Below are 26,998 nucleotides of genomic sequence, written 5' to 3' on the forward strand. Positions count from 1 at the left end.
TTATTTTATTTCTTTCAAACACTTCTCTAAACTTTTCTTCCATTGTATTGGTTCTAATTTTAGAAGAGAATGTATTTTACTAGTATTTAATACACTATACTTTGGTCGTGTTGCAAGTGTTTTAAATGTATTTGAGTCAGTTTTGTAAAGATTAATATCTGCATTTGATTGCTTAAAGATTTCTTTTGCTAAATCATACCAAGTGATTTCTCCTTGGTTTGAATAATGATATATTCCAAACTTTTTAGATTGACTGTTTATGATTTTTAAAATGACTTCAGCTAAATCTTTTGCATAGGTAGGGCAACCTGTTTGATCATCTACAACACTTAATTCTTTTTTTTCTTCAGATAACCTCAACATAGTTTTCACAAAATTACTCCCAAATTCTGAATATAACCAAGATGTACGAATAATAAAGTGTTGTGGTAGGTTAGATATTATTGCTAATTCTCCATCTCGTTTTGTTTTTCCGTATACAGATATTGGATTTGTAGTATCTTCTTCGGTATAAGGTAATTTTGCTGTTCCATCAAAAATAAAATCTGTAGAAATATGTATTAGTATACTGTTGTTCTTTTTACAGGCTATTGCTAAGTTTTTAGCACCTGTAACATTAACTTTTTTTGCTAATTCTAGTTCTTCTTCAGCTTTATCTACAGCTGTGTAAGCAGCACAGTTAATACAATAATCAAAATGGTTTTTACTAAAATAATTTTCAACTTCTTTTTTTTTAGAAATGTCTAAATCACTACTTCCTAAAAACACAAAATCTAACGTTTTAAAGTCGTTAGATATAGATTGCAAACATTGTCCTAATTGCCCTTTTCCTCCTGTTATTAATACTCTTATCATTTAGAAAACTGCTTTAAGGTTGGTAAGTTTTTATCTTTTTCAGATATTAACAACTCATCTTCATTTAGCAACCAATCTATGCTTAAATCGGAATCATTATACATAATTCCAATTTCTGCATCTTTGTTATACCAATTATCACATTTGTAATTAAATACTGCTGTTTGACTCAACACTACAAAACCGTGTAAAAATCCTCTAGGAACAAATAACTGCTTCTTATTTTCTGAAGATAATTTTACTGATACGTGTTGCATATATGTTGGTGAATCTTTTCTAAAATCTACAGCTACGTCTAGTACTTCGCCTTGTGTTACTCTAACTAATTTAGCTTGAGCAAACTCATCTTTTTGACCATGTAATCCTCTTAAAACTCCACGAGAGGAAAAGGACTCATTGTCTTGTACAAAATTTATATTTTGACCTATCAGTTTATCAAACGTTTGCTTGTTATAGCTTTCAAGAAAATAACCTCTTGAATCATCAAAAACTGTTGGTTCTAGAATGTAACAACCTTTAAGCTTTGTTTCTTTAGCAATCATTAGTCTTCTTTTACTAAGCTTATTAAATGTTTTCCATAACCACTTTTTAGAAGTGGCGTAGCAAGGTCTATTAACTGTTGTTTAGTTATAAATCCGCTTGTGTATGCCGCTTCTTCTATTGCGCCTATTTTTAATCCCTGACGTTCTTCTATAACTTGAACAAATTGAGAGGCTTGCATTAAAGATTTAAATGTGCCTGTATCTAACCATGCAGTACCTTTATCTAAAATACTTACTTGTAGCTTTCCTTGTTCTAGATAAGCTTTATTAACGTCTGTGATTTCTAATTCGCCTCTTTGACTTGGTTTAATATTTTTTGCAATTTTTACTACCTCATTATCATAGAAGTATATACCAGGAACTGCATAATTTGATTTAGGTTTTTCTGGCTTTTCTTCGATAGAAAGTGCTTTGCCTTCTTTATCAAAATTAACTACGCCATAACGTTCTGGATCTGTAACGTGATAAGCGTAAACAATACCTCCATCTGGATTATTATTTGCTTTTAACAGGTCTGCAAGTCCAGTTCCGTAAAAAATATTATCTCCTAAAATTAGTGCTACTTTATCTTCTCCTATAAATTCTTCTCCTATAATAAATGCTTCTGCCAGACCGTTTGGTGAGTCTTGTACAGCATATTGAAAAGTACAGCCTAAGTTTGATCCATCTCCTAAGAGTTGTTTAAAAAAAGGGATATGTTCTGGTGTAGAAATTATTAGAATTTCATTGATACCAGCTTGCATTAAAGTAGAAAGCGGATAATATATCATTGGCTTATCATAAATAGGCATTAACTGCTTACTTAATACTTTTGTCAATGGGTGAAGTCTGGTTCCTGATCCGCCTGCTAAAATTATTCCTTTCATTAATCAGTATATTTTTTTAGGTACCAATCAATAGTTTTTTTAATACCTGTTTCAAAATTTTCGTCTGCATTCCAGCCTAATTCATTTTCAACTTTAGAAGCATCTATTGCGTATCTAAAATCATGTCCTGGTCTATCTGTTACAAAAGTAATTTGATCTTTATATGATTTGTCTGCAGGCTTAATTTCATCTAAAATTGAACAGATAGTGTTTACAATGTACAGATTATTTCTTTCATTTCTACCTCCAATATTGTAAGTTTCTCCTGCTTTTCCTGTTTTAAAAACTAGGTCTATACCTTTACAGTGATCTAATACATATAACCAATCTCTAACGTTTGTTCCATCGCCATAAATAGGAATGTTTTCTCCTGAAATAGCTTTTCTGATAATTGTTGGTATAAGCTTCTCATCATGCTGTTTTGGCCCATAATTATTAGAACAATTTGTGGTAACAACATTCATTCCATACGTATGAAAATAGCTTCTAATTATAAAATCTGAAGATGCTTTTGATGCACTATACGGACTATTTGGTGCATAAGGCGTATTTTCTGTAAACAATCCTGTTTCTCCTAAGGTACCATAAACCTCATCTGTAGATATATGATGAAACCTGTTGTTTTCGCAACCGTCTTTGTGTTTAAATGGTGCTTCCATCCAATTGGATTTTGCTACATCTATTAAATTGAATGTCCCAGTAATATTTGTGTCTATAAAAGCGCTAGGACTGTTAATAGAATTGTCTACATGAGACTCTGCTGCAAAATGAATAACACCATCAAATTGATATTTATCAAATAAAGATTCTATTAAGTTTCGGTCACAAATATCTCCTTTAATAAAAGTATAATTTGGATTACTCTCTACTTCCTTTAAATTAGAAAGCTCTCCTGCATAGGTGAGCTTATCTAAATTAACAACATTTGTACCTGGATTGTTGCTAAGATAATGTAGAATAAAATTAGACCCTATAAATCCTGCGCCTCCTGTAACAAGTATTGTTTTAATCTTCATAATTTAAAGTAAATATTATAACTTTTTTAGCTATAAAGAAAATGATTAGCAGTATAAATGCTAAAACCGGGAATATAATAGAGTATTTTTCTAACCAACTAGAAGAAGCATTTCCTACTCTTTGAAAACTAGATATAACTTCAAAGATAACATCTTGCTCTATTTTTTCTTCTTCTAATTTTTTTATTTCGTTTCTTATCTTTTGTTCTTCTTTTAATAAGTCAAATTCTCTAGTTTTAGAGCTTTCATTTGAAGTAATTGAAAACTCGCCTAGTCTAACATTCTGTTTTTTGTTATCTGCTTCGGCTCTAACAACATCTATATAAAATTGTTTTAAAGAATCTACTTGCTTTAATTGATCGTAAAGATTTTGTTTCTGTATTTCAATTAAAGTATCCCTTCTTTTCATCTCCTTATTAGTATAGTCGTTGGTAAAAGAGTTTAAAATACCTCCTTCTAAATCTTTAAAGATATCAGACTTATAAGCATTAGCCTTAATTAAAAAATATCTACCAGCATACACACTCCTGTTTTCTAAAAACTCTTCATAAGAATAATCTTGAGCTCTAACAGAATCTAGTTTACTAATAAACTCCTCATACTGCAATAATTTATCATTTTCAGTTTCTGGTCCTGGTTCTATTTCAAAACTTCTAACTTCATTGATAACATCATCTCCAACTTTAAATATTTCTTTTAAAGTTTCTTTCTCGTTATTAGAAATTAACGCATTAAAATAGTTGATATTTGTAACTAGTTGATATTTTGAATTAAAATATGGCTCTACCAACATTTCTGTAGTATAAATTGTTGGTCTTGATTTTTCTAAAGCATAACCTACTATAGCTGCTATAAGCAAAACTCCTAAAACTATTTTCCAGCTTTTAAAAAGTGTTTTTAAGGCATAAATAATTGAAGAGAAAATAGTTTTAAGAATGCCTTTAAAGAAATCTATAACTTTGTTTATTGCATTTCCAATTAGATTAAAAAAAACAATTAAGTCTACTTCTTCGTTTTGTTTTTGATTGTTTGGTAATTCTTTACTCATAGCTTTTTAAGCAAATATTTGTTGTAATATTTTACGTGTTATTAAATATGTTGGTTTTACTCCAGAAGTACCTAAACCTCCTGAAGCTAATGTACTTCCTGTTTCTAACGGATTATCACTTGCGTAATAAGCGTATCTTACTTTTACATCTGGATTAATACTTCGTCTTACTTTAGATGCTGCTTGTATAGCTTTTTGATAATGCGCACCTTCCATTTCTAATCCAATAACATTCCATGTTGAATTAAAAAAGAATTTAAGTATGTCTTTATTTTGAAGTGACGTCCCTAAAACAGTTATCATAGAGCCTTCATAAACATCTACACCTTGTCCTTCTAAATCTGCTTTAGATAATTCATTTGTAAAAGGATAGTTATCTGCTGTACCCTCAAAAATATGAGCAGAAGGTATCATAATATCTCCTTTTCCTCCTTCTAATATTCCTGCTTTACCCATTATTGATACAGATTCAATATTTAAAAATACTTTATCTCCTTCGTTAGTATATGGTTTTAAAAACTCGTCAATGGTTTCATATGCTTGTTCACCAAACGCATAATCCATTACAAATAAAACTGGTGCTTCTTTGTCTTTAGAAGGTTTAGGCAAATTTAAATCTGTTTTAGAAAGATCTATTTTAGATGTATCAAAAATCTGAACGTCTATGTTTGTTCCCGATTCATCTTCTATAAAAATCATTCCTTGCTGTAACGCCTTTTGCTTTACTTTATTGCGAAGCGATGTATTGTTACTTTGACTTAAACTTTCGTAAACTTTAAATATATCGTTTTTAGAAGTTTCTGATTTTAATGCGATTGGTGCAAAAAGTGTATTCATAACACTGTGTAAATTTGCACTAATTATATGGATTGGTCTTTCTAAAAGCTTATGCTTTTGAAGTGTTTCTTTAATTCTATTTGCCCAAATTTCTCCATGTAAATGGTGCCCTAATCGTTCTCTTAATACAGGACTAAAAGTAACTGTTCTTTTATTGTTATGAACAACTTCGTCTATTGCAAGATTACCTAGCCAATAGACTATTTCTAATAGACGTTCTGGCTTATTTGGTAAAGCAAAAGCGTTGTAAACCTTAGTAAGTTCTTTAAACGTTCTTCCTAGTATATTAGCAGTGTGTGTTATTGCTATTTCTCGTTCTTTTTGAGTAAGCTTTTTTGTCTTTAAGACTGCTTGTTCTAACTTTTGCCAATCTCTTGTTGTTGCTCCGTTTTCATCAATAAGAACACGTTTACTTATTTTATGAGACTCTACAAACAAAAAAGTTAGATGGGTTAAGATATCGTATATTTCTGATCTACCTCTTGTTATTTCAATATTCATCTGCTCATCATCAATACGATAACAGTTACGACGTCTTTTAGGAGGTATTATAACCTCAAAATGTGAATCTTTATAACCTTCGTCACTTGTTAAATTGATAAATCGGCATTGTTCTATCCCGTATGGTAAACGATCTATAACATAAAGCAGTCCTTCTAATTCTGCTTTTTCTTCTGATATAGAACCATAAATTTCTGGTCGTAAAACCAATAATGCTTCTCTTAATGTTTCTCCAGAAACACCCATTGGCTTATAAAACCCACGATTAAACAAGTGTCGCATGGTAATATACATGCGTTCAATTGCATTTGAGCTTTCTTGAGCTCTAGTTCTTTCATGTGGTTTTTTTATACTCATTATCTAGTTTTGTTGAGGCAAATATAATATTATTTAACCAATAAGAATGCTTTTAAGGCTTCAGCTATCTTTCTATCATTAGACAGTCTTGGCATTTTATTTTGTCCACCTAATTTACCTATAGATTTCATGTAGTTTTGAAATCCATTTTTTTCAATTTTTGTAATTTTTAATGGTTGAAGTACTTTTCCTTCAATTAAATCAAAATAATAACTGTTTTGTTTTTGCAAGGAAGTATCTAATTTTTGCGCTAAAGCGGAAAGATTGTCTGGTTCATTTTCAAATTCTATAAACCATTCGTGATACGGTAATCCTGAATCTGGATTTATTTGCGGAGCTACAGTAAATTCATTTATTCTAATTGAAGTATTTGTTGTTGCATCTTTCATTGCTTGCTCTACTTCTTTGCCAATTACATGTTCTCCAAATGCAGATATAAAATGTTTAATCCTTCCAGAAACAATAACTCTGTAAGGCTTTGTATTTGTAAACTGAATGGTATCACCAATGTTATAAGCCCAAAGTCCTGCTGTTGTTGATATAATCATAACATAATTTACGCCAACCTCAACATCTTTTAAAGTGATTCGTTTAGGGTTTTCGTTGAAAAAATCTTCTGCTTTTACAAACTCATAAAACATACCTGAGTCTAGTTGTAAAAGCATTCCTTTTTCATCTTGCTTGTCTTGAAAAGCAAAAAAACCTTCGCTTGCAGGATACAATTCTATACTATCTACTTTTCTTCCTATTAGGTTTTCAAATTTAGCGCGATACGGTTCGTAATTAACACCACCAAAAATGAATAAGTTGAAGTTTTTAAAGATATCTCCTACCTTTTTTCCTGTTTTTTGCTGCAGTTTTTCAAAATACATTTGTACCCATGACGGAATACCTGATATTACTGTCATGTTTTCTGGCAATGTTTCTTCTACAATAGCGTCTACTTTGGTTTCCCAGTCTTCAATACAGTTAGTTTCCCAAGATGGCATACGGTTTTTTTGAAGGTATTTTGGAACATAATGTGCTACAATACCCGATAATCTACCTAATTGTACTCCGTTTTTTTCTTGAAGTACTGGACTACCTTGTAAGAAAATCATTTTTCCGTTAACAAAATCTGCATTACCAGTTTCGTGTATGTACATTAAAATAGCGTTTCTAGCTGCATTTACATGTGTTGGCATACTATCTTTGGTAAGCGGAATGTATTTTGCGCCAGATGTTGTACCAGAAGTTTTTGCAAAGTATAGAGGCTTACCTTTCCAAAGTACATTTTCTTCACCATCAACAACACGGTCTACATATGGTTTTAAATCTTCGTAGTCTCTTATTGGTACACGTTTTACAAAGTCTTCGTAAGTATTGACACTTATAAAATCGTGGTCTTTACCAAATGCTGTTTCTGTAGCTTCTGAAATAAGGTTTTTAAAAACTTTTTCTTGAGTTTCAATGGGATTATTTGCCCATTTTTGAACTTTCTTGTAGATGCGTTTTGCAAATGGTTTTGCTAATATGGATTTAAATGAAGGCATTACTTAAAATCTATAAAATTAGTTGGGTTTACAGGGTAACCGTCGCTCCAAAGTTCAAAATGAAGATGTGGTCCAGTGGTTAATTCTCCTGTATTACCAGCTGTTGCAATTACTTCTCCTGCTTTAACTAAATCTCCTTGAGATTTGGTCAATGACGCATTGTGTTTGTATACAGAAATTAATCCTGAGCTATGTTCTATTAAAATTACATAACCTGTTTGCGCTGTCCATTCTGCAAAAATAACCGTTCCGTCTGCGGTTGCTTTTATGGGCGTGTTTTCTTCTACAACAATATCTACAGCATAATGTTTACTTTTTACATCATAAGGCTCACTAATGGTACCATTTACCGGTGGGAAAAGTACAAAGTTTGTTTTTGCTGTAGCAGTTTCGAATAAGCTATATTTATCTTCTTTATCTACTTTTTCTCTTAACAAAGAGTCTTCTTTTATTGGTGATAAATCTACCTCACTAACCTCTTGCTTTACTGCTTGGATTATTGAATCTCTATCAAAGTCGGCTACACTAACTTCTCCTTGTAAAACTTGCTTTATTGACGCAAAATATTTTTCGTTAAAATCTATAACGCGTTGTAAGGAATCTGTTTTAAAACTTAGCGCTATAGCTTTCTTTTTTAAAGATGTTGACGAATAACCAGGTATGTATTCTTTTAAAGGCGTAAATGCAATTAATAGTGTTGTAAATGCAATTAAAAATATAGCCGATAATGTACCTATTACAAATACATTTAATCGGTTTAAGTTTAAAGATAAACGCTCTTCAAAAGTATCTTCATTTAAAATAACTAAACGGTACTTGTGTAGTAGTTTCTTCTTTATTTTTTTTGATTTCTTTTCGCTTTTTGCCATAGTAAAAAACAAAAGTAATTAAAATATTATGTTAAGCACTTTAAGCAAATGCTAAAGTTAGTGTTTAAACGTTATTATTTAAGTTTAATTATTAACTTTGTAGCCTAAATTAAAAAGTTATGATTTCTAATAGTATATTTTTAGGTGTAGTAGGACCTTGGCAAATTGCCGTAATTGTTATTTTGGTTTTACTTTTATTTGGAGGTAAAAAAATACCAGAATTAATGCGTGGTCTAGGAAGTGGAATTAAAGAGTTTAAAGACGCAAGTAAAGAAGATAATAAAGAGGAAAACAAATAATTTTTCTCATTCTTATAAAAAAAACCCAATGCAAATGCGTTGGGTTTTTTTATGCTTTATGCCTAACTGTTATTTAACTTTAAGCGACTTTATAATTGCTTCAAGCTCTAAAACAAAGTCTCTTTTATTTACGGATGGTGCAAAAGTAAACCCTTCTGCAACTATGTATCTATTATTTGGTTTATCCTCTATCATATAATTTACAAAAGGACCAGCATTAAAAGTCCCTTCTATATCCCAAGTACTTCTTACCTCGTAAGTTGGTTTATTGTCAATTGTTGTATTGAATAAGAATGGCGAGTAAGCTTCTTCTGTCTTCATATAACTACCGTCTAAAGGTCCTGGTATATATTTTTTACCCAAACTATCTCTGTGTTTTATAACTTGCTCTATGATGTCTCCTTCTTTATTGATAGAATCATAAGGAATGGTATATAGCATAACGTTGTTTGTTCCTGTGCTTAGGTTTTTTCTTATCCAGAAAAAGTTATCGTCCTTTTTAGCAAATCTATAAATAGAAGGAAAACTAATTGTAACGCCTAGTTCTTTCTCAACATCATCTGTATTTAATACAGATTTTTTTATTTGATCTTGGCGCCATTTTACTTCTTGCGCTTTAAAAGCACTAATTATTTTATCCTTATTAACTTTTAAAATTTCGATAATTTGATCGTTGTTTTGTCCTGTTACAAATACTACTTTCTGTGGTTTAGCATAGACATTATTTGCTATTTTTAAACCCGCTTCTTTTCCTTTGCTAACCCTTAAAACTGTTCTGTTTTTTGTAGCAAAATCTTTAAAAACTTGAGGTGGAATTTGATTTACATCAAACATAGGCTCGTTTTGTGGTAATCCAGGTACATTTGTAGTTACTACATCTCTTACAGCATCTCCTACACTACCTTTCCATAAATCACTATCAATAACGACAGAAAGGTTATTTAAAACTCCTGATGAGTCTTGTACGTATCTTTGTTCTTTTTTATTCTTATCATTACACGCAATAGTAAGTGTAGCTGCTAAGACCAATAAAATTATTTTTTTCATTTTATAACGATGTTTTAATTTGAAGTTTAGCCTTTAGACAGTTTTAATGTCATACCAGGCTTTAAATTAGTACCACTAATACCATTCCATTCTTTAATATTTTCAACAGAAATTCCTGAAAATTTTTGAGAAATACTCCACAAGCTATCTCCTTTTTGAACGGTATAGGTTTTTCCTTTATAGTTTTTTAGATTTGAACTATTTGAATTTGAAGCTGTTGCTTGCCTTATTGCTGCACCATTACGTGGGTAAATAGTTAAGCGTTGACCAATTCTTAAATTATTACTTCTTAAACCATTCCAACGTTTTATTTGACTAACTCTTACTCCAAATTTTCGTGCAATTTTACCTAAATAATCACCTTGCTTAACACGATATCTAGTTTTTGTATCTGTATTAAAAAATTGAGGTAACGGTTTTTCGCGTTTATCAAATTCTGCTTTAGCATAAGCATACATTTGGTCTTCGTTATTTACAAAAGCGCCAATAATATTTCTTGGTAATCTTAAAGTATAATTTTTTCCTTCGATGTGAGGAATAATATCTAGTTTGTACGATGGATTTAAAAACTGAAGCGTTTCTATCTTAACACCTGTAAACTCTGATACTTGATCCAAAGTAATCATTTGCTTAACGCGAATCGTGTCAGTATCTATGTAATTAAATTCTGGTTTATGTTGAATGAAACCATGCTCTTCTGCATATTCAAAAATATACATAGTGGCTAGAAATGCAGGTACATATCCTGCTGTTTCACGTGGAAGATGTGGACGGATATTCCAATAGTTTTGATAACCGCCAGAACGTCTAATGGCTTTACTTACATTACCTGGTCCAGAATTATACGCTGCTAGTGCTAAGTCCCAATCTCCAAAAAGCTCATAAAGTTTTGCTAAGTATTTTGCAGCAGATTCTGTAGATTTTATTGGGTCACTACGCTCATCTACATAACTGCTTACGTCCAAACCGTATTGTTTACCTGTTGCAAACATAAACTGCCATAACCCTGTGGCACCAACACGAGATCTAGCTCGTGGTTTTAAAGCAGACTCTACAATTGCTAGATATTTCATCTCTAAAGGAATATCGTAGTTGTCAAATTCGCGTTCAAACATTGGGAAGTAGTAATTACTTAATCCCATTAAACGCTCAAAAGATTGATGTCTGTTCTTTAAGAACATTTTTATCACACTTTCTAACGCAGGATTATATTCTACATTAAAAGGTGTTTTTGCATTTAATCTTTTAAGCCTTGCTTTTAGTGTGTCTGTGGTTAATTCTGGATAGTAAACTGCTTTATAGTTAAGCCCTTTAACATCTCTGTAAATGGTATCAAAAAGTGTTGTACTATATAACTCTTCTAACCATTTTTTATCAATTTCTGCAGCGTATTCATCATCTAAAAGTGCTTCCGGAATTTCTGCAGAAATTGCTTTAATTGACTTTTTATAATACGTCTGACCATCAATAATTGTATCTATCTCATAACTTTCTCCAGAAATTAATTGGTCTTGTTTTAGCCTAGTTGAATTGGTTTGCAAGGAATCTTGCGCCAATAACCAGCTACAACAAAGTGATAAAATTAAAACTATTAAAAATGATTTTTTTAAAGACATATAAAGCGTTTTATTGCTTAACGTTAATTATTTATATTTTATTCTAAGATAGCAGCGATACCTGGTAAAGTTTTTCCTTCTAAACTTTCTAACATTGCGCCTCCGCCGGTACTTACATAACTTACTTTATCTTCAAAACCAAACTGTTTTACTGCAGCAACAGAATCGCCACCACCAACAAGTGAAAATGCACCGTTTTTAGTTGCTTCTGCAATAAAATTACCTAATTCTACAGTACCATTAGCAAAGTTTTCCATTTCAAAAACACCTAAAGGACCGTTCCATAAAATGGTTTTAGATTCTAAAACAACATCCTTAAATTGCTCTAAAGATTTTGGTCCAGCGTCCAAACCTTGCCAGCCATCTGGTATATTATTTATATCACAGATTTGAGTATTTGCATTATTATCAAACTTATCTGCTGCTTTAACATCTACAGGTAAATGTATTTGTACATTTTTCTCTTTTGCTTGTTTTAATATATCTAATGCTAATGGTATTTTGTCATCTTCGCAAATAGAATCTCCTACTTTACCACCATTAGCTTTGGCGAATGTAAAAGACATACCGCCACCAATAATTAAATGATCTACTTTATCTAAAATGTTTTCTATAATTGTAATTTTAGAAGAGACTTTTGCGCCTCCAAGTACTGCTAAAACTGGTTTTTCGCCAGTTTTCATGACTCTTTCTATACTTTTAATTTCTTGTTCTAAAAGGTATCCGAAGCATTTGTTTTCTGTAAAAAATTGTGCAACTACAGTTGTAGATGCGTGTGCACGATGCGCAGTACCAAAAGCATCATTTACATAAATGTCACCTAATTTTGATAATTGTTCTGCAAAATATTTGTCACCTTTAGTTTCTTCTTCATGAAAACGTAAATTTTCTAAAATTAAGATTTTTCCCGGTTCTAGATTTGCTACTGCTTGCTCTACGTCTTCTCCAACACAATTGTTTACAAACTGAGTTTCTACACCAATAATATCTTCTACTTTAGATACAATATGCTTAAGAGAAAATTCTTCTTGCACACCTTTAGGACGACCTAAATGAGACATTAAAACACAACTACCACCATCTTCAAGTATTTTGATTATTGTTGGTTTAGCTGCTTGTATACGAGTTGCATCTGTAACCTTAAAATTAGCATCTAAAGGCACATTAAAATCTACTCTGATTAAAGCTTTTTTGTTTTTAAAATTGAAATCGTTAAGCGTTTTCATTAGTTTTTAATTTTGTTGTTAATCGAGATTGGCTTTAAAAATCCAAGCATCTCTATATCTATAATTTGTTCTTAATTCTTCCATAAGCTTAAAAGCTTCTTCTGCAGTATCGCTTCTAAGTACGTAAACGTAGTTCCAATTATTTTTTGGGTTTACAAATACGTCTGCATCAAATCCTTTTTTTATTAATGATGCTGTCCATTTTCCTGCTCTTTGTGCTTCTGAAAACACATTAGTAATTACATAATAACCTCCTTCTATACCTATAACAGATGTAGATTTTTTTCGTTTTAAATATCTAAAAGCATTAGAGTTTAACCCTTTTTTGTAATATACGTAAGGTGCTCTTTTTGTGTCTTTAGGATCTTTACTTGCAATAGTAGAAGCGTTAGATCTTACTATTTCTGGTTCTACTTCGGCTTTTTTGCTTACTGGTGTTGTTTCTTGTACAACATCTTCAAAAAATGTTTGCGCAATCTCGGTTTGAAATGCGGTAAAATATAAGTAAAAACGATCTGATTTTGTTTTTAATCTCATCGTTGTTTCACTTATATCATTACTAATTATTGTGTTATTATAATTAGGGATTTTTAATTGAGCAATGTCAAAACCTAAAGTATTTTCGCTATTAGGGTAACGATCTCTATTGACCATAGAGTTATTGGTTATTGTACTATTAAAAAAGTTTTGCTGGTATCTTGCACCATTACTTAAGGATTGAAATTGATTGCTATTTGCTTTTAAAATGGCACACTCGTCTAAATCTAAATTATTATCGCCTTCTAAAGCAGATACAACTAAAGAAGTGTTTACTTTACCTTGATTAATAGATTTAAAATTTTTAAAGTTTATATCTACCGGTCTACTATTTACTAATGCAAAACCATTGTAAGTTGAAATGTACTTTGGATTATCTGTTGGTGATTGATAAATAACATACAACATCCAACCTGCTGCACTACCACCAGACAAATAACCTTCCGTTGCTTTAACATTTGCAACAGTGTAGTTACCTGCTTTATCTTCTGTGTTTTGAAGTAATTTTGTAACATCTGCATAACAAACATATGGCGAGTTTATTGCATGCGTTACATTAGTTGATCCGTCATAAATAATATCTCCTGTAATGTCTTGATAATCTTGATTTGGAAGCTTAATTTTTATTTGATTTATTACTGGTGATCGCTCTCCATTACCCCTAAAGATATAATTATCCTTTTTAGCTTTTCTTGTGCCTTTTTCGTACGCGTAAGTTGCTGTCCAATATAAACCTGCATAAACAATTTTTTTAAAATCATCAGGTAATGTTAATTTTGCTTGACTAGAAGAAAACGTTTCTGGATTATCATCAATATCAACATATTTCATTTTAATATTGTCATTGTCTTCTTGTCTATTGTTGTATGGTTTTTTACTGTCTTCACTTAAAAGATTATTACCAATAACAGCAGCATCTCCAAAGATATAAAACTCGTTAACCGGCTTAAAAGAAACACCATCAGAAAGCGTACTATCTATAGCTACTTTTAATTCTTGAGCTACTGATATATTTATACTTAAAAAAGCAATAAAAAATACAGATAGATATTTCATTTAATTTTAATGATTAAGTAATTTTCAAATATAGACATTTAGAGTGATACAAAACAGTGTAATTATTAAAATCAAGCGGTAAGATATTCGCTTTTATTTTAGAAGAAAACTATATTTGCTTTATGCTTTTTAGTGATATTTTAGGACTTCAACATATAAAAAAACACCTTACAACTAGTGCAGACCATGGTCGTATACCACATGCACAGTTATTTGTAGGACCAGAAGGGTCTGGTACATTACCTATGGCTATTGCCTATGCACAATACATTTTGTGTGGTAACACCAATGCAGAAAACGATGGTAATAACCAAGCTTGCAACTTAAAGTTTAATAATTATTCGCATCCAGATTTACATTTTGCCTTCCCAGTAACCACAACAGATAAGGTAAAAAAACATCCTGTTAGCAGTGCTTTTTTAGAAGAATGGAGGCAATTACTAACCCAACAACCTTACGGAAATTTATTTGACTGGTACAGACTTTTAGGTGTAGATAATAAACAAGGACAAATTGGTGTAGATGAAGCCCAAGATATAGTTAAATCTCTTAGTCTTAAAGCTTATGAAGGTGGCTATAAAATTATGCTAATTTGGATGGCAGAAAAGCTTAACACGCAAGCCGCTAATAAGCTTCTTAAGTTAATTGAAGAACCGCCAAATAAGACTATTTTTTTATTAATTGCCGAAGACGAAGAGCAAATTATAAATACCATTAGATCACGTTGCCAAATTATACATTTTCCGCCATTAGCAGAAGAAGATATAAAAAACGGATTGATAAAACAGTTTGATATTAATGAAGCTGATGCTACTAAAATTGCACACCAAGCCGAAGGTAATTATAATAAAGCATGTGATTTAGTCTATCATGATAGCGAAGACACTCAGTTTGAAAAATGGTTTATATTTTGGATTAGATCTGCTTTTAAAGCTAAAGGAAACAAAGCTGCAATACACGATTTAATTGGTTGGAGCGAAGAAATTGCAAAAACAGGTAGAGAGACACAAAAGCAATTTTTAAACTTCTGTTTAGACTTTTTTAGACAAGCCTTACTGCTTAATTACGGTGCTGAGGATTTGGTGTTTTTTGAAGCTAAAGCTGAAAAATTTGACTTGTCAAAATTTGCTCCTTTTGTACATAATAACAATATTTTAGATATTTCTAATGAGTTACAAGATGCAATTTATCATATAGAACGTAACGGAAATTCTAAAATCATACTAACCGATTTATCTATAAAACTAACTAGACTTTTACACGCTAAGCAAGAGTAGTTTTAAGCTAAAATTTCCTTTATAATTTTAATATCTTTGACTATAAACTAATTAACTATGATTTCTATTTTAGACCACATTACCGAAATAATTTTATTACTTTTTTTAGCCATCACTTTTTTACAATCTGGATTAGATAAAATTTTAGATTGGAAAGGAAATATTGGTTGGTTAAAAGAACATTTTTCTAAAACTTTTATGGGGAAGATAGTAGAAATAAATGTTGCTATTATCCTAATAATAGAGGTTATTGCAGGGATTTTGGCTGTTTTAGGTATATACCAACTTGTAGTTAATGATAACTCTACTTTAGGGTTTTATGCTGCTATTTTAAGCGCTATTACATTACTTTTATTATTGTTTGGGCAACGTGTAGCTAAAGATTATGATGGTGCAAGAACTATTGTTATCTATTTAATTCCTACTCTTTTTGCTTTATACTTAATGCAATAGATTAAAAATCTGTCATATTTACTTTAAATACCCAGTTGTCTTTAAAAAGATTTTGTTCTAAATACGATTTATGTTGCATATAAGCATCATAAAAGTTTTCTGTATGAAAGATATAAACATAGTAAAGTTTATTTTTTTCATCTATTAAAAAATCGCTATTATACCCTTTTTCTTTTAAGTCTTTTTGCCAATTAAAAGCATTTTGAGGTGAAGAAAAAAACTTTGTAATAACGTAATATCCTTTTTTAGCACCTTCAATCTCGGCAGCATTTTTTTCTAAGACAAGTTTAAATTGTTGAGTTTCTAAAGGTTTTTCTTTAATCTTTAAAGCTTCAACATAAGTAGAAGAGCTAATAATAACATTCCCTTGCTTTATTTGTTGTTGCTGGTAACCAGATGTAGCTACTTTTGGGCTTAAAGAATTTTTATCTTCTTGTCCTTGAATAACTTCTGGTTTTTTAAGCACAACATTTTCTGCTTTAATTTCATTATTTACGACTGTTGATTTAATCTTTGTTTCTGCTTTAATTTCTATTTTTTCCTCAACAACTTTTGGCTTTACTTCTTCTTTTGTAGTAGATTTTATAACCGTAGCTTTTTCGGGTAAATTTGCTTCAATTTCATTAAAAAAAGATTTGCTGATTTCAGTTTCAAATGCAGTAAAAAACAAGTAAAACCGGTCTTCTTTTGTGTTAAAAAGTAATTCTACTTTATCCGTATTATTATCTATTACTATTTCTTTATTTTTTGGCACTTCTATACGTGCAATATCAAAGCCTAAGGTGTTTTTACTATCCGGAAAACGCTTAATATTACTATCTATACTGCTATTAAAAAAGTTTTTTTCTTGTCTGTTTATTGTACTTAATCGTATTGCTGTTTTAAGATTAGGATTTGCTATTATACACTCGTCTTCAGTAATATCTGCATCACCTTCTAACGTTGCTAAAGTTAGATTTGTTTTTATTTCTCCTTGTTCTGGCGATTTAAAATCTTTCAAATTTATAACAACAGGCTCTGTACCAACATGAGCAAAACCATTAAATGTTGTGATGTATTTTGGTTGTTCGGTTGGTGCTTCATAAACAATATAAAGCATCCAACCTGCTGAGCTTCCACCAGCGACAAAACCCTCAGTAGCGTGAATGTTTGCAACTGTAATTTCACCGTTTTTTTCTTCAGCATTTTGTAATAAACTAGTTACATCTGCATAACAAGCGTAAGGAGAATTAAGATGAAAACCGCTTTTTTTATAGCCATCAAATATAACTGTTCCTGTTATGGTTTGATAAGATTGGTTTGGCAGTTTTAATTTAATATTTCTTATTAAAGAACGGTTTTTCTGTCTTTTTCCTGAGAAGAAATGTTGCCCGTTTTGAGAGCGTCTTTCTCCTTTAATATAACTATACGTTGCTGTCCAATAAAGTGCCGCATAAACTATATTGTTTTGATTTTCAGGTAGTTGGATATAAGAAGAACTAGAATTAAATGTAGAATCATCATTATCAACATCTACAAATGTCATTGGTATATCATCGTTAGCAATTGATGATTCATTAAATGGTGTGTTTTTTTCTTTACTTAAACTATTATTACCAATAACCATTGCATCTCCATATACATAAAACGATTTTTCCGTTTTAAATGAAGTTGTAACTTGAGCGTTAAGTTGATAAAAAAAAGTAAAGAAAATGATTAAATGCGTTAGCAATTTTCTCATAGTCTTTTATAAATGATTAATAGCACGATAAATATAATTAAAACTATGAAAACAACTGATAAATAACAGTTTATAAATAAAAAAAAGCGTTAAACCGAAGTCTAACGCTTTTTTTATAAGTAAATATCTAATTACTTTTTGTAATTATTATCTAAGTCTTTTATAATTGTTTCTGTAAGGTCATATTCATCTTTTGCATACATAACGCTTGGAGAAGACTCTACAGTACCTAAAATAACATCAAAACCATTTGTTTTACCGTATTCTTTAACATAATCCTTAACCTTAGTAATTAAAGAATCCATTTCTTCTTGATAGGGTTTAGATATTTGTTGTTGCTCCATTTGAAATTGTTGTTGCAACATTTGCTGTTTTTGACCAAGCTCTTCATATTTAGCTTGAGCTTTAGATTGACTCATTTTTTGAGCTTCCATCTGAAATTTTTGAGCTTCCATTTGAAAAGCTCTCCCGATACTATCCTTTTTAGCATTAAAAGCATTAAGCTTTGTTTCGTATTTTTTTTCTAAATCAACTTTCTCTTGCATTTCGTTAATTACTTTTCCGTTGTCAACATATCCTATTTTCTGTTTTTGACAAGAAGTAATAAAAATTGCAATAGATAAAACCGCTAATATTTTTTTCATCTTAATTTTTGTTTTAATGAATTTTCGCAAATGTATAAAAATTAAAAAGTGATAAACACATTTTATGTAAATATTGTACTAATAAGCAAAATCTATTTTAATTTAATTTTAAAATAATTATTAGCTATGAAAAACAACTTCAAATAAAGCGATTTAAGACACTTTCTAAAAAAGGTAAGGTTATCTGTTGTTTAAGACTAAAAATTAACCTTATGCTTTTTTAAAATAAGTTTTAACTGTTTTTAAGCACATAAATTAGCGAAGAATACTCTCTAGTACGACTTGCATTTAAATTAGATCGTAATCCGTTATAAAAACCTTTAAAAATATTTTTACTTCCAGATTTATATTGTTCAGAAAGTAAGCTAACATAAAATGCATCAAAAAGCATTGGTTTAAGTTGTTCTATTTCCATATCAATAGAAGCGAATAATTTTGATATTGAATTTTGATCAAAATGCCATAAATGTCTTGGCACATCATAAGCTGCCCAAAACTGATTATAATAGTTTGCATCAAAACTTTTATAATTTGGTACAGCTACCACTAACCTACCTTTAGGTTTTAAAAGTTTTTTTAATATTGAAATTTGATATTCTAAATCTGGAAGATGTTCTAAAACATGCCAAAGTGTAATTACATCAAAACTATTAGATTCAAAATTATTTAACTGTTCGATATCAAAAACTGCGTTTTCTGTTTTTTGATTTGCTATTGTTCTTGCTTCTGCATTTGGTTCGATTCCAGAAACTATCCAATTATTTTCTTTAGCTGTTTTTAAAAAATCGCCTGTACCACAACCTACATCCAAAAGATGTTTTTTATCAGTTTTAAAACCATTGATTAGTTTTAGTTTTTGCTTTAAAGAAAAACGTCTAACTAAATGATATGCTTTTTCAAACCAATTTCGTTTTGCATCTGTGTGAGAAATGTAATCTTCCGTTTTATAATATTCTGAAAGTTGATTAGTTTTTGGTTGAGGAAAAGTCTCTAAAAAACCATATTTTTCATTCTTTTTTAATTGAAACTTTTCACCAGAAACGGAATGGTCTTTTATATATAATTGTGTTTTTTCTTTACTCATAAATTAAAATCTAATCAAAAAAAAGGGAAGAATTGAAACTAAAAAAAAACGTTCCACGTGGAACGTTTAAAATTTATCGCCCTAAATACACCAATAAAACAGAAATATCTGCTGGAGAAACACCACTTACTCTTGATGCTTGTGATATGGTTACAGGTTGAATTTTATTTAATTTTTCCCTTGCCTCCATACTCATCGACTTAAGTTTTGAGTAATCAAAATTATCAGGTATTCTGATATTTTCTAGACGCGTTAGTTTATCTGCGTTATTTTTTTCTTTAGCTATATATCCTGAATATTTTACTTGTATTTCGGTCTGTTCTATAATCTCATTATCTAGATTATGTTCTTCGATGTAATTTGAAACAGACTCGATTTTTTTCATGTCTTCAATATCAATATTTGGTCTAGCAAAAATCTTAAACATCTTATCTTGCTGTTTCATTAATGATGAATTTTTAGACTCTAAAATCGGATTTATTTCTCCTGTAGTAACACTAGTATTTTGAAAAAACTCTACAAACTTTTGTGCTTGTTCGTGTTTTTCTTCCATACGTTTCAAACGTTTTTCAGATGCTAAACCAAGCTCATATCCTTTTGGTGTTAATCTTAAATCGGCATTGTCTTGACGTAATAACGTCCTGTATTCTGCGCGAGATGTAAACATACGATACGGTTCTTTTGTTCCTTTAGTAATTAAATCGTCAATTAAAACTCCTATGTAAGCTTCGTCTCTTTTTAAGATAAATTCATCTCTTTCTTGAACTTTTAACGCTGCATTGATACCTGCCATTAATCCTTGAGATGCTGCTTCTTCATAACCAGTTGTTCCGTTAATTTGACCAGCAAAAAACAGTCCGCTTACAAACTTAGTTTCTAAAGTATGTTTTAATTGTGTAGGTGGAAAATAATCATACTCTATAGCATAACCAGGTCTAAAAAATTTGACATTTTCAAACCCTTCTACAGAGCGTAGAGCTTTAAATTGTACGTCTTCTGGTAATGAAGTTGAAAACCCGTTTATATAATACTCAACTGTATTCCAACCTTCAGGTTCTACAAATAATTGATGTCTATCTTTATCTGCAAAACGGTTAATTTTATCTTCTATTGAAGGACAATATCTAGGACCTAAGCTTTTTATTCGACCATTAAACATTGGTGAGCGATCAAAACCATCTCTTAATAAATCATGCACTTTTTCACTTGTATAAGCAAGATGACAACTACGTTGTTGCGTTAGTGGTTTTGTGATATCTAAATATGAAAATTTATCAGGATTTTCATCACCAGGTTGTTCAATCATTTTAGAAAAATCTAAAGATCTTCCATCAACTCTTGGAGGCGTTCCGGTTTTCATTCTACCGGATTCAAAACCTAAATCAACTAGTTGTTCTGTAATACCCGTTGCTGCTTTTTCTCCTGCTCTTCCTCCACCAAAATTCTTATCCCCAATATGAATTAAGCCATTTAAAAATGTTCCGTTAGTTAGCACAACAGACTTTGCTTTTATTTCAATTCCAAGAGACGTAACTACACCTTCAACCTTTCCATTATTTACTAAAAGACCTCTAACCATTTCTTGATAAAAATCTAAGTTAGGTGTATTTTCTAACATCAATCTCCAGTCTTCTGCAAAGCGCATACGATCGCTTTGTACCCTTGGGCTCCACATTGCAGGTCCTTTAGATTTGTTCAACATTTTAAATTGAATTGCAGACGTATCACTAACAATACCAGAATAGCCACCAAGCGCATCTATCTCTCTTACAATTTGTCCTTTTGCAATTCCTCCCATAGCTGGATTACAAGACATTTGAGCAATGTTTTGTAAATTCATAGTTACTAATAAGGTTTTACTACCCATATTAGCAGCTGCAGCTGCAGCTTCGCTACCAGCATGTCCTGCTCCAACAACTATTACATCGTAAACTTCGTTAAACATATTATTTTGATTGTTCCACGTGGAACGTTTTTAAAATTCGACTTAAATTTGGCGTGCAAATATACAACAAACTATTACATTTCTTTTAATAACAAAAGAGCTTCGTCTTCTTTAGCTCGCATCAGTTTGGCATCATCTTCGGTCTTATCTTTGAAACCACAATAGTGTAAAATACCGTGTATGATTACACGATGTAATTCTGTATTAAAATCTACATCAAAATCTTTAGCGTTATCTTCTACCCTTTCAACAGAAATAAAAATATCTCCAGATATAGTTTTTCCTATTGAATAATCAAAACTAATAATATCTGTTAGGGTATCGTGATTTAAATACTGAACATTTAATCGGTGTAGATATTCATCATCACAGAATACATAACTAATCTCTTCTTGTTTGCAATTATGATGCTCTATAATTTTTGATATCCAACTTGAAATTTTAGCTTCATTTGAAAGCTGAAAATCGGTTTCGTAATTAAAACTAATCATTTTTTTGTTTGAAATATTCTTGTACTTTTTGCTTAAAAATTTGATGCAAAGGTAAGCTTTGTTTATTCAATATTTCGGTAGTATTAAAATATTGTTTTGCTTTGTCTATCTGATTGTTAGTTGTATTAGAAAATGTTTTGGTATTGGTTTGAGATTCGCGTTTTGAATCTTGTCCTTGTTGAAAAGTGGCGTTTTCTAACTTTAGTAATTGATGTTTAAGTTCCATCATTTTAGTTAAAGTTTCATTAGTAAAACCTTCGTTGATTAATTTTAATTCTACATCTTCCATATCGTTTAAAAGTTTTTTAGCATCACCATTTCCTTTTAAACCATCTTTTTCTAGACGCTGTTCTAGTTGTTGACGTAATAATTGTTGTTCTTGATAGATTTTAAATAGTTCGGCATTCATCTGTTCATTAAAGTCGCCTTCTCCTTGTTGACTTCCACCTTGTCCTTGTCCATCACCATCTTTACCGCCTTCTTTAACGTTTTTACCTTTTTCTCCTTTGTTTCCTTTATCTCCTTCTTTACCTTGTTTACCTTCATTATCGCCTTTCTGATCACCTTCATTTTTTCCATCTTTGCCAGACTTTTGTTCGCCTTGCTGACCTTGTTGTCCGTCTTTCCCTTTTTCGCCTTTTTTCATTGCTTCTTCCATTTTTTTTGCCAATTCTTCTTGACTTATTATAATATCTGGAAGTGGCATATCGCCTTCTCCTTGGCCTGGAGATGGCATACCCATTTGGTTTTGCATATTATCTAAAGCAGCACTTAAAAAATTTGCTAGATTATTAGCAGACGTTAATGCATATTGTTGTGATGATACACCTTGATATAATTGATTTTCTGATAATTGATCTAATGCTTTATCAATATTAAAATACACATCATTAATTTCTTTATTAATTTGTTCTGAGAATTGTGGTTGTCTTAAAGAGATTGCAAATAAACTATCGTCTACGTGCTCAAAATGTGTACGTAAATCGTATTGCTTTTTTAAGTACTTAGCATATTCATTATGGTTGACTTCTATACTTTTAAACTTGTTCATTAAGTCTTCTTCACCAAAAGAAAATACGACTAAATTATCAATGATTTGTCTAAGCATTTCTATATCTTCTTGCAACTGTTTTTTACTACCTGAGGACATTTGCATTTGCATACTCATACTCATTTGTTTCATTTTTTGAGCTGCATTTTTTTGATTCTGTTTTGCAGAATTTTGTTTATCCTGCTTTTGTTTTTGGTCTGTAGATTGTTCTTTTTTTTCTAAATCTTCACTTGCTTTTTGTTGATCTTCTTTAATGTTTTCCTCTGTATTTTTATTACGAGGTATATCCATTGGGGATTTTAAATCCTCATTGTCTTTTTCTAAATCTTCAAGTTGTTTCTGGATGTCTTCAAACTTTTTATTTAGTTCGTCTTGCTTCTCTTTGGTGTTTTTTTCTGGATCTTGGTTAGCTAATTTATCTTGTTCTTTGGCTAATTTATCAAGCTCGTCACTAATTTTTTCCATTTTTTTGGACACGTAGTAGCGTTTGGTCAATTCTAATAATTGCTCCATACTACGCTTTTGGTTTTTAGCTTGTTTAGCAAGATTATCTAATTTCTCAGTAAACTCTTCTTTTTGAAACTTTTCTTTAAGTTTCTCTAATTCTTCAAGTAGCTTTTCATCTTTTTTTAATTGCTCTTCATTCTCTTTTAAACGCTCTTGTAACTTTTCTTTAAATGGATCTTCTTTTGGATTATCTTTCTGAAATTCTTCTAAATTATTTTGAAGCTTTTTGTTGAATTGCTTCATCATGTCTTCTTGTTGCTTCTGACGCTTCAAGAAATTTTGAAGTTTCTTCTTATCGTTATAATTAAGTTGAGCTTTCTCTTTTTGCGTTTTTGAAATCTCTTTAAGTTGTTGTTCTTGTTTTTCAAAATTTTCAAGAGATTTATTAAGATCTTTTATAGTTTCGTTTTGTTCGTTAAGCTGCTTTTGTTCTTCTTCGTCTTTAGTACGCTTTCTGTATGTAAACACTGAACTTTTTGTGCTTTTGTTTTTATTTACCGCATCGTTATCAAAAACTTCAAAATACAACTCGTAAGGTATACCGGCTTCTATATCTAAATTATTTGGGAAAACAGTTAAAAATTCATCAAAATTAGAAGATGAAATTGGTATATTTTTTACAGTTTTATTAGTTTCATTTTCTGTAGGGTAATAGACTAATTGTAATTTAGATAAACCATAATCGTCACTAACTTGACCTTTAAAATACAAGGTTTGTTGGTCTAAGCTATCTGTTTTAGATTCAATTTTAAGTTCTGGATATTGATCTTTAATAACCGAAATACTATACGCTAAATTCTCGTAATTTTTAAGGTTTTTATTACTTGTGCTAATGTTGTAATCTAAATTATTATAAACGCCTTTAGAGGCTTTAAAAACACCATTTTCTTCTGTAGTAAACGCTAAAGTGTCTTTACTAATTAAATCTACTTGATCGGTTGCTTTGGTGTTAAGTTGCCAAGTAATTTGTGTGCCTTGTGGTACAACTGCATTACCAATACCTTTTAAAACTTCGTTACGTTTGTTGGTATAGTTTGGATAATTTAAAACCATCTGAAAATTTAACAATGTTGGTACTTCTACAACATGTAATGTATATGGTTTTGAGTTAACACCATTAGCAGATAAATTAAAAGTAATGTCTTGTTTTGGTTGCTCAAAAACATACTCAAAAGTACCTGGTTGACGTTGCTGTAAAAAATAAGACTGATCGTTAAAATTGATTTGTGCATCTTCCGGAACAACATCTCCTTCGGTTTGTACAAATAACCTGAAGGTTTTATTTTCTTCGGTTTGCAGGCTTTCATTTATAACAAAAAAACTGAAAGGCGCTGGCGGCTCATAAGCAGTTTGATAGTTAACTACTCTTTTATAACTATCTGTAAACCAGTTTGTTTTCCCTAAAACAAAGCTTATTAATAAAATAGCAATAGGAATAACGGCGTATTTTAAATATTTAGTGTTTTGTTTAAAATTAATCGCAAAATTGAAAGGAATTGGGCTTAATTCTTCAGCTTTTTGATCGATGCTGGCTAGAAGTAATTCACTATTATCGTTAGTCTCTTTTAGTTGAAGTACATTCAACAACTTATCATTAACTTCAGGAAAATGATTACCAATAATCGCAGATGCTTGTTTATGGTTAATACCTTTTTGAAGTTTAAATAACTTAGCTAAAGGCAATGCAATAAATTTGATAAACAAGCCAACCTCAACAGCAATAAACAACCAAAATAAAACTGTACGTAAACCAGAATTTAACCACAGAAAATATTCAATAAGTAGTGTGATAATAAGATATAACAAGCCAATACTAAAAAACAGGATAGCGCCTTTTATCAACTCATTAGTGTAATATTTTCTAATAAATTGTTCTAATTTGGTTTGTATGATATTGAAGTTATTCAAAGCCATTTTTTTATTTAACTTACTAAAATACAGTTTTTATTTTTTTATGTCTGTTAAAGGCGCTTAAAACTTGTTTTTAAATAGTTCTTTGTGTTTCTTCTACTCTATTCTATCTTTGCACTTTCAAACCAAAAGAAATGTCAAAACAAGTTAGAGTGCGTTTTGCACCAAGTCCTACAGGACCTCTACATATTGGCGGCGTACGTACCGCATTATTTAATTATTTATTTGCAAAAAAACACAACGGTACTTTTGTATTACGTATAGAAGATACAGACCAAAACCGTTATGTAGAAGGCGCAGAACAGTACATTATAGATAGTTTAAATTGGTGTAATATTCCTTTTGACGAAGGTCCAAATAAAAATGAAAAATTTGGTCCATACAGACAAAGTGAACGTAAAGACTTATACAAACAGTATGCCGATCAATTAATAAAAAGTGGTCATGCCTATTACGCATTTGATACTGCAGAAGCACTTGATGCACATAGAAAAGACCATGAAGCTAAAGGAAAAACCTTTATCTACAATTGGCATAACAGAGAAAAGTTAAGCAACTCTTTATCGCTTAGCGCTGAAGACGTGCAAGCTAAATTAGATGCTGGTGAAGATTATGTAATTAGATTTAAAAGTCCGCAGGATCAAACGCTTCATCTTAAAGATATTATTCGTGGTGATATAAAAATTGATACCAACATTTTAGATGATAAAGTTTTGTTTAAAGCAGACGGAATGCCAACTTATCACCTAGCTAATATTGTTGATGACCATTTAATGGAAATTACGCACGTAATTAGAGGTGAAGAATGGCTACCAAGTCTTGCTTTACATTACCAATTATACGATGCTTTTGGTTGGGAAGCACCAGAATTTGCTCATTTACCGTTAATCCTAAAACCAACAGGAAAAGGAAAATTAAGTAAACGTGATGGCGATAAATTAGGATTTCCTGTATTTCCTTTAGAATATATATCTCCAGAAGGTGATGTTTCAAAAGGTTATAAAGAAGATGGATATTTTGCTGAAGCTGTTGTTAACTTTTTAGCCTTTTTAGGATGGAATCCTGGAACAGAACAAGAAATATTTAGTTTAGAAGAACTTATAGAAGCGTTTGATTTATCTAAGGTGAATAAAGCCGGAGCACGTTTTGATCCAGATAAAATTAAATGGTTTAATCACCATTACATGCAAGAACAAAATAATGATGATTTAGCTGAAGCGTTTAAACAAAACCATGAAGCATTAAAGGACATAGATGTTAATTACATATCAATGGTTGTTGGATTAATTAAAGAACGTGCAACATTTGTAAACGACTTTTGGGATTTAAGTAATTTCTTCTTTGTAGCTCCAACAGAATATGACGAAAAAGCTTTTAAAAAAGCTATTAAAGACGATACAAAATCTATAATGACAGACGTAAAATCTATCATAAATAACATTGAAAATTTTGAAGTAGAAACACTTCAAAACGATGTAAAAGGTTGGATTACGTCTAACGACATTGGTTTTGGTAAAGTGATGATGCCACTACGTTTAGCCTTAGTTGGTGCGTTACAAGGACCAGATGTTTTTGACATCATGTACATGATTGGTAAAAACGAAACTGTTAAACGTATAGATAATTTAATTGAAAAAATAGGTTAAAATATTAATCAACTATAAACAAAAAAGCCTCTAATATTTAGAGGCTTTTTTTATTAATTTATTTG

22 protein-coding genes are annotated in these 26,998 nt (G+C 30.8%); 4 read left to right on the forward strand and 18 right to left on the reverse strand.

From position 1 onward, the window contains the following. The 8 genes from rfbD to ACEQT4_RS07960 are packed head-to-tail and all read right to left on the reverse strand — an operon-like array spanning position 1 to position 8,423. The gene (rfbD, locus tag ACEQT4_RS07925) at positions 1-855 is read right to left on the reverse strand and encodes a dTDP-4-dehydrorhamnose reductase (protein ID WP_370226882.1); all 855 of its coding nucleotides are present in this window, start codon (positions 853-855) and stop codon (positions 1-3) included. Further along, the gene (rfbC, locus tag ACEQT4_RS07930; protein ID WP_027879322.1) at positions 852-1,397 is read right to left on the reverse strand and encodes a dTDP-4-dehydrorhamnose 3,5-epimerase; all 546 of its coding nucleotides are present in this window, start codon (positions 1,395-1,397) and stop codon (positions 852-854) included. The genes rfbD and rfbC overlap by 4 nt, the downstream gene beginning before the upstream one ends. Next, positions 1,397-2,263: a glucose-1-phosphate thymidylyltransferase RfbA gene (gene rfbA, locus ACEQT4_RS07935; protein ID WP_027879323.1), complete on the reverse strand. Its 867-nt coding sequence runs from the start codon at positions 2,261-2,263 to the stop codon at positions 1,397-1,399. Before rfbA ends, rfbC begins: the two co-directional genes overlap by 1 nt. Then, on the reverse strand, positions 2,263-3,273 hold the full coding sequence (gene rfbB / locus ACEQT4_RS07940) for a dTDP-glucose 4,6-dehydratase (RefSeq protein WP_370226984.1): 1,011 nt from the start codon (positions 3,271-3,273) through the stop codon (positions 2,263-2,265). Before rfbB ends, rfbA begins: the two co-directional genes overlap by 1 nt. Further along, positions 3,269-4,327, reverse strand: coding sequence for a hypothetical protein (locus tag ACEQT4_RS07945; RefSeq protein WP_370226883.1), 1,059 nt, complete (start codon positions 4,325-4,327; stop codon positions 3,269-3,271). Before ACEQT4_RS07945 ends, rfbB begins: the two co-directional genes overlap by 5 nt. Before the next feature lie 6 nt (positions 4,328-4,333). Next, positions 4,334-6,022 (reverse strand): hypothetical protein, encoded by a 1,689-nt coding sequence (locus ACEQT4_RS07950; RefSeq protein ID WP_370226885.1) that lies wholly within the window; start codon positions 6,020-6,022, stop codon positions 4,334-4,336. Between the two features lie 29 nt (positions 6,023-6,051). Further along, the gene (locus ACEQT4_RS07955; RefSeq protein ID WP_370226886.1) at positions 6,052-7,554 is read right to left on the reverse strand and encodes a GH3 auxin-responsive promoter family protein; all 1,503 of its coding nucleotides are present in this window, start codon (positions 7,552-7,554) and stop codon (positions 6,052-6,054) included. Next, positions 7,554-8,423, reverse strand: a complete 870-nt coding sequence (locus ACEQT4_RS07960) for a M23 family metallopeptidase (RefSeq protein ID WP_027879328.1) — start codon at positions 8,421-8,423, stop codon at positions 7,554-7,556. Before ACEQT4_RS07960 ends, ACEQT4_RS07955 begins: the two co-directional genes overlap by 1 nt. Before the next feature lie 119 nt (positions 8,424-8,542). On the opposite strand from ACEQT4_RS07960, the gene ACEQT4_RS07965 reads away from it, so the two are divergent. After that, positions 8,543-8,722 carry a twin-arginine translocase TatA/TatE family subunit gene (locus ACEQT4_RS07965; protein WP_223077798.1) on the forward strand — a complete coding sequence of 60 codons (180 nt, stop codon included), beginning with the start codon at positions 8,543-8,545 and terminating at the stop codon, positions 8,720-8,722. 69 nt (positions 8,723-8,791) lie between these two features. On the opposite strand, the gene ACEQT4_RS07970 is transcribed toward ACEQT4_RS07965, so the two are convergent. The 4 genes from ACEQT4_RS07970 to ACEQT4_RS07985 are packed head-to-tail and all read right to left on the reverse strand — an operon-like array spanning position 8,792 to position 14,204. After that, positions 8,792-9,769, reverse strand: a complete 978-nt coding sequence (locus ACEQT4_RS07970; protein WP_027879330.1) for a DUF4837 family protein — start codon at positions 9,767-9,769, stop codon at positions 8,792-8,794. A 26-nt stretch (positions 9,770-9,795) separates the two neighbouring features. After that, complete coding sequence (locus ACEQT4_RS07975; RefSeq protein ID WP_370226888.1) at positions 9,796-11,385, reverse strand: LysM peptidoglycan-binding domain-containing protein; 1,590 nt, start codon at positions 11,383-11,385, stop codon at positions 9,796-9,798. A 38-nt stretch (positions 11,386-11,423) separates the two neighbouring features. Continuing rightward, a complete protein-coding gene (pgk, locus tag ACEQT4_RS07980) occupies positions 11,424-12,611 on the reverse strand; it encodes a phosphoglycerate kinase (protein WP_370226890.1) in 1,188 nt (395 codons plus the stop codon). Positions 12,612-12,629: 18 nt separating this feature from the next. Then, entirely contained in the window at positions 12,630-14,204 is a 1,575-nt protein-coding gene (locus ACEQT4_RS07985) for an SPOR domain-containing protein (protein ID WP_370226891.1), read from the reverse strand. A 122-nt stretch (positions 14,205-14,326) separates the two neighbouring features. On the opposite strand from ACEQT4_RS07985, the gene ACEQT4_RS07990 reads away from it, so the two are divergent. Continuing rightward, positions 14,327-15,481 (forward strand): ATP-binding protein, encoded by a 1,155-nt coding sequence (locus tag ACEQT4_RS07990; RefSeq protein ID WP_370226892.1) that lies wholly within the window; start codon positions 14,327-14,329, stop codon positions 15,479-15,481. 57 nt (positions 15,482-15,538) lie between these two features. Further along, entirely contained in the window at positions 15,539-15,934 is a 396-nt protein-coding gene (locus ACEQT4_RS07995; protein ID WP_223077804.1) for a DoxX family membrane protein, read from the forward strand. A 1-nt stretch (position 15,935) separates the two neighbouring features. On the opposite strand, the gene ACEQT4_RS08000 is transcribed toward ACEQT4_RS07995, so the two are convergent. The 6 genes from ACEQT4_RS08000 to ACEQT4_RS08025 all read right to left on the reverse strand — a co-directional run bounded on the left by ACEQT4_RS08000 (position 15,936) and on the right by ACEQT4_RS08025 (position 25,290). Continuing rightward, positions 15,936-17,654: a hypothetical protein gene (locus ACEQT4_RS08000; RefSeq protein WP_370226894.1), complete on the reverse strand. Its 1,719-nt coding sequence runs from the start codon at positions 17,652-17,654 to the stop codon at positions 15,936-15,938. Positions 17,655-17,785: 131 nt separating this feature from the next. Further along, positions 17,786-18,298 carry an OmpH family outer membrane protein gene (locus ACEQT4_RS08005; protein ID WP_223077806.1) on the reverse strand — a complete coding sequence of 171 codons (513 nt, stop codon included), beginning with the start codon at positions 18,296-18,298 and terminating at the stop codon, positions 17,786-17,788. Between the two features lie 232 nt (positions 18,299-18,530). After that, the gene (locus tag ACEQT4_RS08010; RefSeq protein ID WP_370226895.1) at positions 18,531-19,382 is read right to left on the reverse strand and encodes a class I SAM-dependent methyltransferase; all 852 of its coding nucleotides are present in this window, start codon (positions 19,380-19,382) and stop codon (positions 18,531-18,533) included. Between the two features lie 73 nt (positions 19,383-19,455). Then, positions 19,456-21,327 carry a tRNA uridine-5-carboxymethylaminomethyl(34) synthesis enzyme MnmG gene (gene mnmG / locus ACEQT4_RS08015; RefSeq protein WP_370226896.1) on the reverse strand — a complete coding sequence of 624 codons (1,872 nt, stop codon included), beginning with the start codon at positions 21,325-21,327 and terminating at the stop codon, positions 19,456-19,458. A 74-nt stretch (positions 21,328-21,401) separates the two neighbouring features. Beyond that, entirely contained in the window at positions 21,402-21,818 is a 417-nt protein-coding gene (gene ybeY / locus ACEQT4_RS08020; protein ID WP_370226898.1) for an rRNA maturation RNase YbeY, read from the reverse strand. After that, positions 21,811-25,290 (reverse strand): DUF4175 family protein, encoded by a 3,480-nt coding sequence (locus ACEQT4_RS08025; RefSeq protein WP_370226899.1) that lies wholly within the window; start codon positions 25,288-25,290, stop codon positions 21,811-21,813. The genes ybeY and ACEQT4_RS08025 overlap by 8 nt, the downstream gene beginning before the upstream one ends. Positions 25,291-25,421: 131 nt before the next feature. On the opposite strand from ACEQT4_RS08025, the gene gltX reads away from it, so the two are divergent. Continuing rightward, the gene (gltX, locus tag ACEQT4_RS08030) at positions 25,422-26,933 is read left to right on the forward strand and encodes a glutamate--tRNA ligase (RefSeq protein ID WP_027879341.1); all 1,512 of its coding nucleotides are present in this window, start codon (positions 25,422-25,424) and stop codon (positions 26,931-26,933) included. Positions 26,934-26,998: the final 65 nt, after the last annotated feature.

This window comes from Mesoflavibacter sp. (assembly GCF_964226795.1).
Taxonomy (GTDB): Bacteria; Bacteroidota; Bacteroidia; order Flavobacteriales; family Flavobacteriaceae; genus Mesoflavibacter; species Mesoflavibacter zeaxanthinifaciens.

Bases quoted from the DNA above. Each gene is read 5' to 3' on its own strand.
- rfbD (WP_370226882.1), bottom strand. From the start codon at position 855: ATGATAAGAGTATTAATAACAGGAGGAAAAGGGCAATTAGGACAATGT.
- rfbC (WP_027879322.1), bottom strand. From the start codon at position 1,397: ATGATTGCTAAAGAAACAAAGCTTAAAGGTTGTTACATTCTAGAACCA.
- rfbA (WP_027879323.1), bottom strand. From the start codon at position 2,263: ATGAAAGGAATAATTTTAGCAGGCGGATCAGGAACCAGACTTCACCCA.
- ACEQT4_RS07945 (WP_370226883.1), bottom strand. From the start codon at position 4,327: ATGAGTAAAGAATTACCAAACAATCAAAAACAAAACGAAGAAGTAGAC.
- ACEQT4_RS07950 (WP_370226885.1), bottom strand. From the start codon at position 6,022: ATGAGTATAAAAAAACCACATGAAAGAACTAGAGCTCAAGAAAGCTCA.
- ACEQT4_RS07955 (WP_370226886.1), bottom strand. From the start codon at position 7,554: ATGCCTTCATTTAAATCCATATTAGCAAAACCATTTGCAAAACGCATC.
- ACEQT4_RS07960 (WP_027879328.1), bottom strand. From the start codon at position 8,423: ATGGCAAAAAGCGAAAAGAAATCAAAAAAAATAAAGAAGAAACTACTA.
- ACEQT4_RS07965 (WP_223077798.1), top strand. From the start codon at position 8,543: ATGATTTCTAATAGTATATTTTTAGGTGTAGTAGGACCTTGGCAAATT.
- ACEQT4_RS07970 (WP_027879330.1), bottom strand. From the start codon at position 9,769: ATGAAAAAAATAATTTTATTGGTCTTAGCAGCTACACTTACTATTGCG.
- ACEQT4_RS07975 (WP_370226888.1), bottom strand. From the start codon at position 11,385: ATGTCTTTAAAAAAATCATTTTTAATAGTTTTAATTTTATCACTTTGT.
- pgk (WP_370226890.1), bottom strand. From the start codon at position 12,611: ATGAAAACGCTTAACGATTTCAATTTTAAAAACAAAAAAGCTTTAATC.
- ACEQT4_RS07985 (WP_370226891.1), bottom strand. From the start codon at position 14,204: ATGAAATATCTATCTGTATTTTTTATTGCTTTTTTAAGTATAAATATA.
- ACEQT4_RS07990 (WP_370226892.1), top strand. From the start codon at position 14,327: ATGCTTTTTAGTGATATTTTAGGACTTCAACATATAAAAAAACACCTT.
- ACEQT4_RS07995 (WP_223077804.1), top strand. From the start codon at position 15,539: ATGATTTCTATTTTAGACCACATTACCGAAATAATTTTATTACTTTTT.
- ACEQT4_RS08000 (WP_370226894.1), bottom strand. From the start codon at position 17,654: ATGAGAAAATTGCTAACGCATTTAATCATTTTCTTTACTTTTTTTTAT.
- ACEQT4_RS08005 (WP_223077806.1), bottom strand. From the start codon at position 18,298: ATGAAAAAAATATTAGCGGTTTTATCTATTGCAATTTTTATTACTTCT.
- ACEQT4_RS08010 (WP_370226895.1), bottom strand. From the start codon at position 19,382: ATGAGTAAAGAAAAAACACAATTATATATAAAAGACCATTCCGTTTCT.
- mnmG (WP_370226896.1), bottom strand. From the start codon at position 21,327: ATGTTTAACGAAGTTTACGATGTAATAGTTGTTGGAGCAGGACATGCT.
- ybeY (WP_370226898.1), bottom strand. From the start codon at position 21,818: ATGATTAGTTTTAATTACGAAACCGATTTTCAGCTTTCAAATGAAGCT.
- ACEQT4_RS08025 (WP_370226899.1), bottom strand. From the start codon at position 25,290: ATGGCTTTGAATAACTTCAATATCATACAAACCAAATTAGAACAATTT.
- gltX (WP_027879341.1), top strand. From the start codon at position 25,422: ATGTCAAAACAAGTTAGAGTGCGTTTTGCACCAAGTCCTACAGGACCT.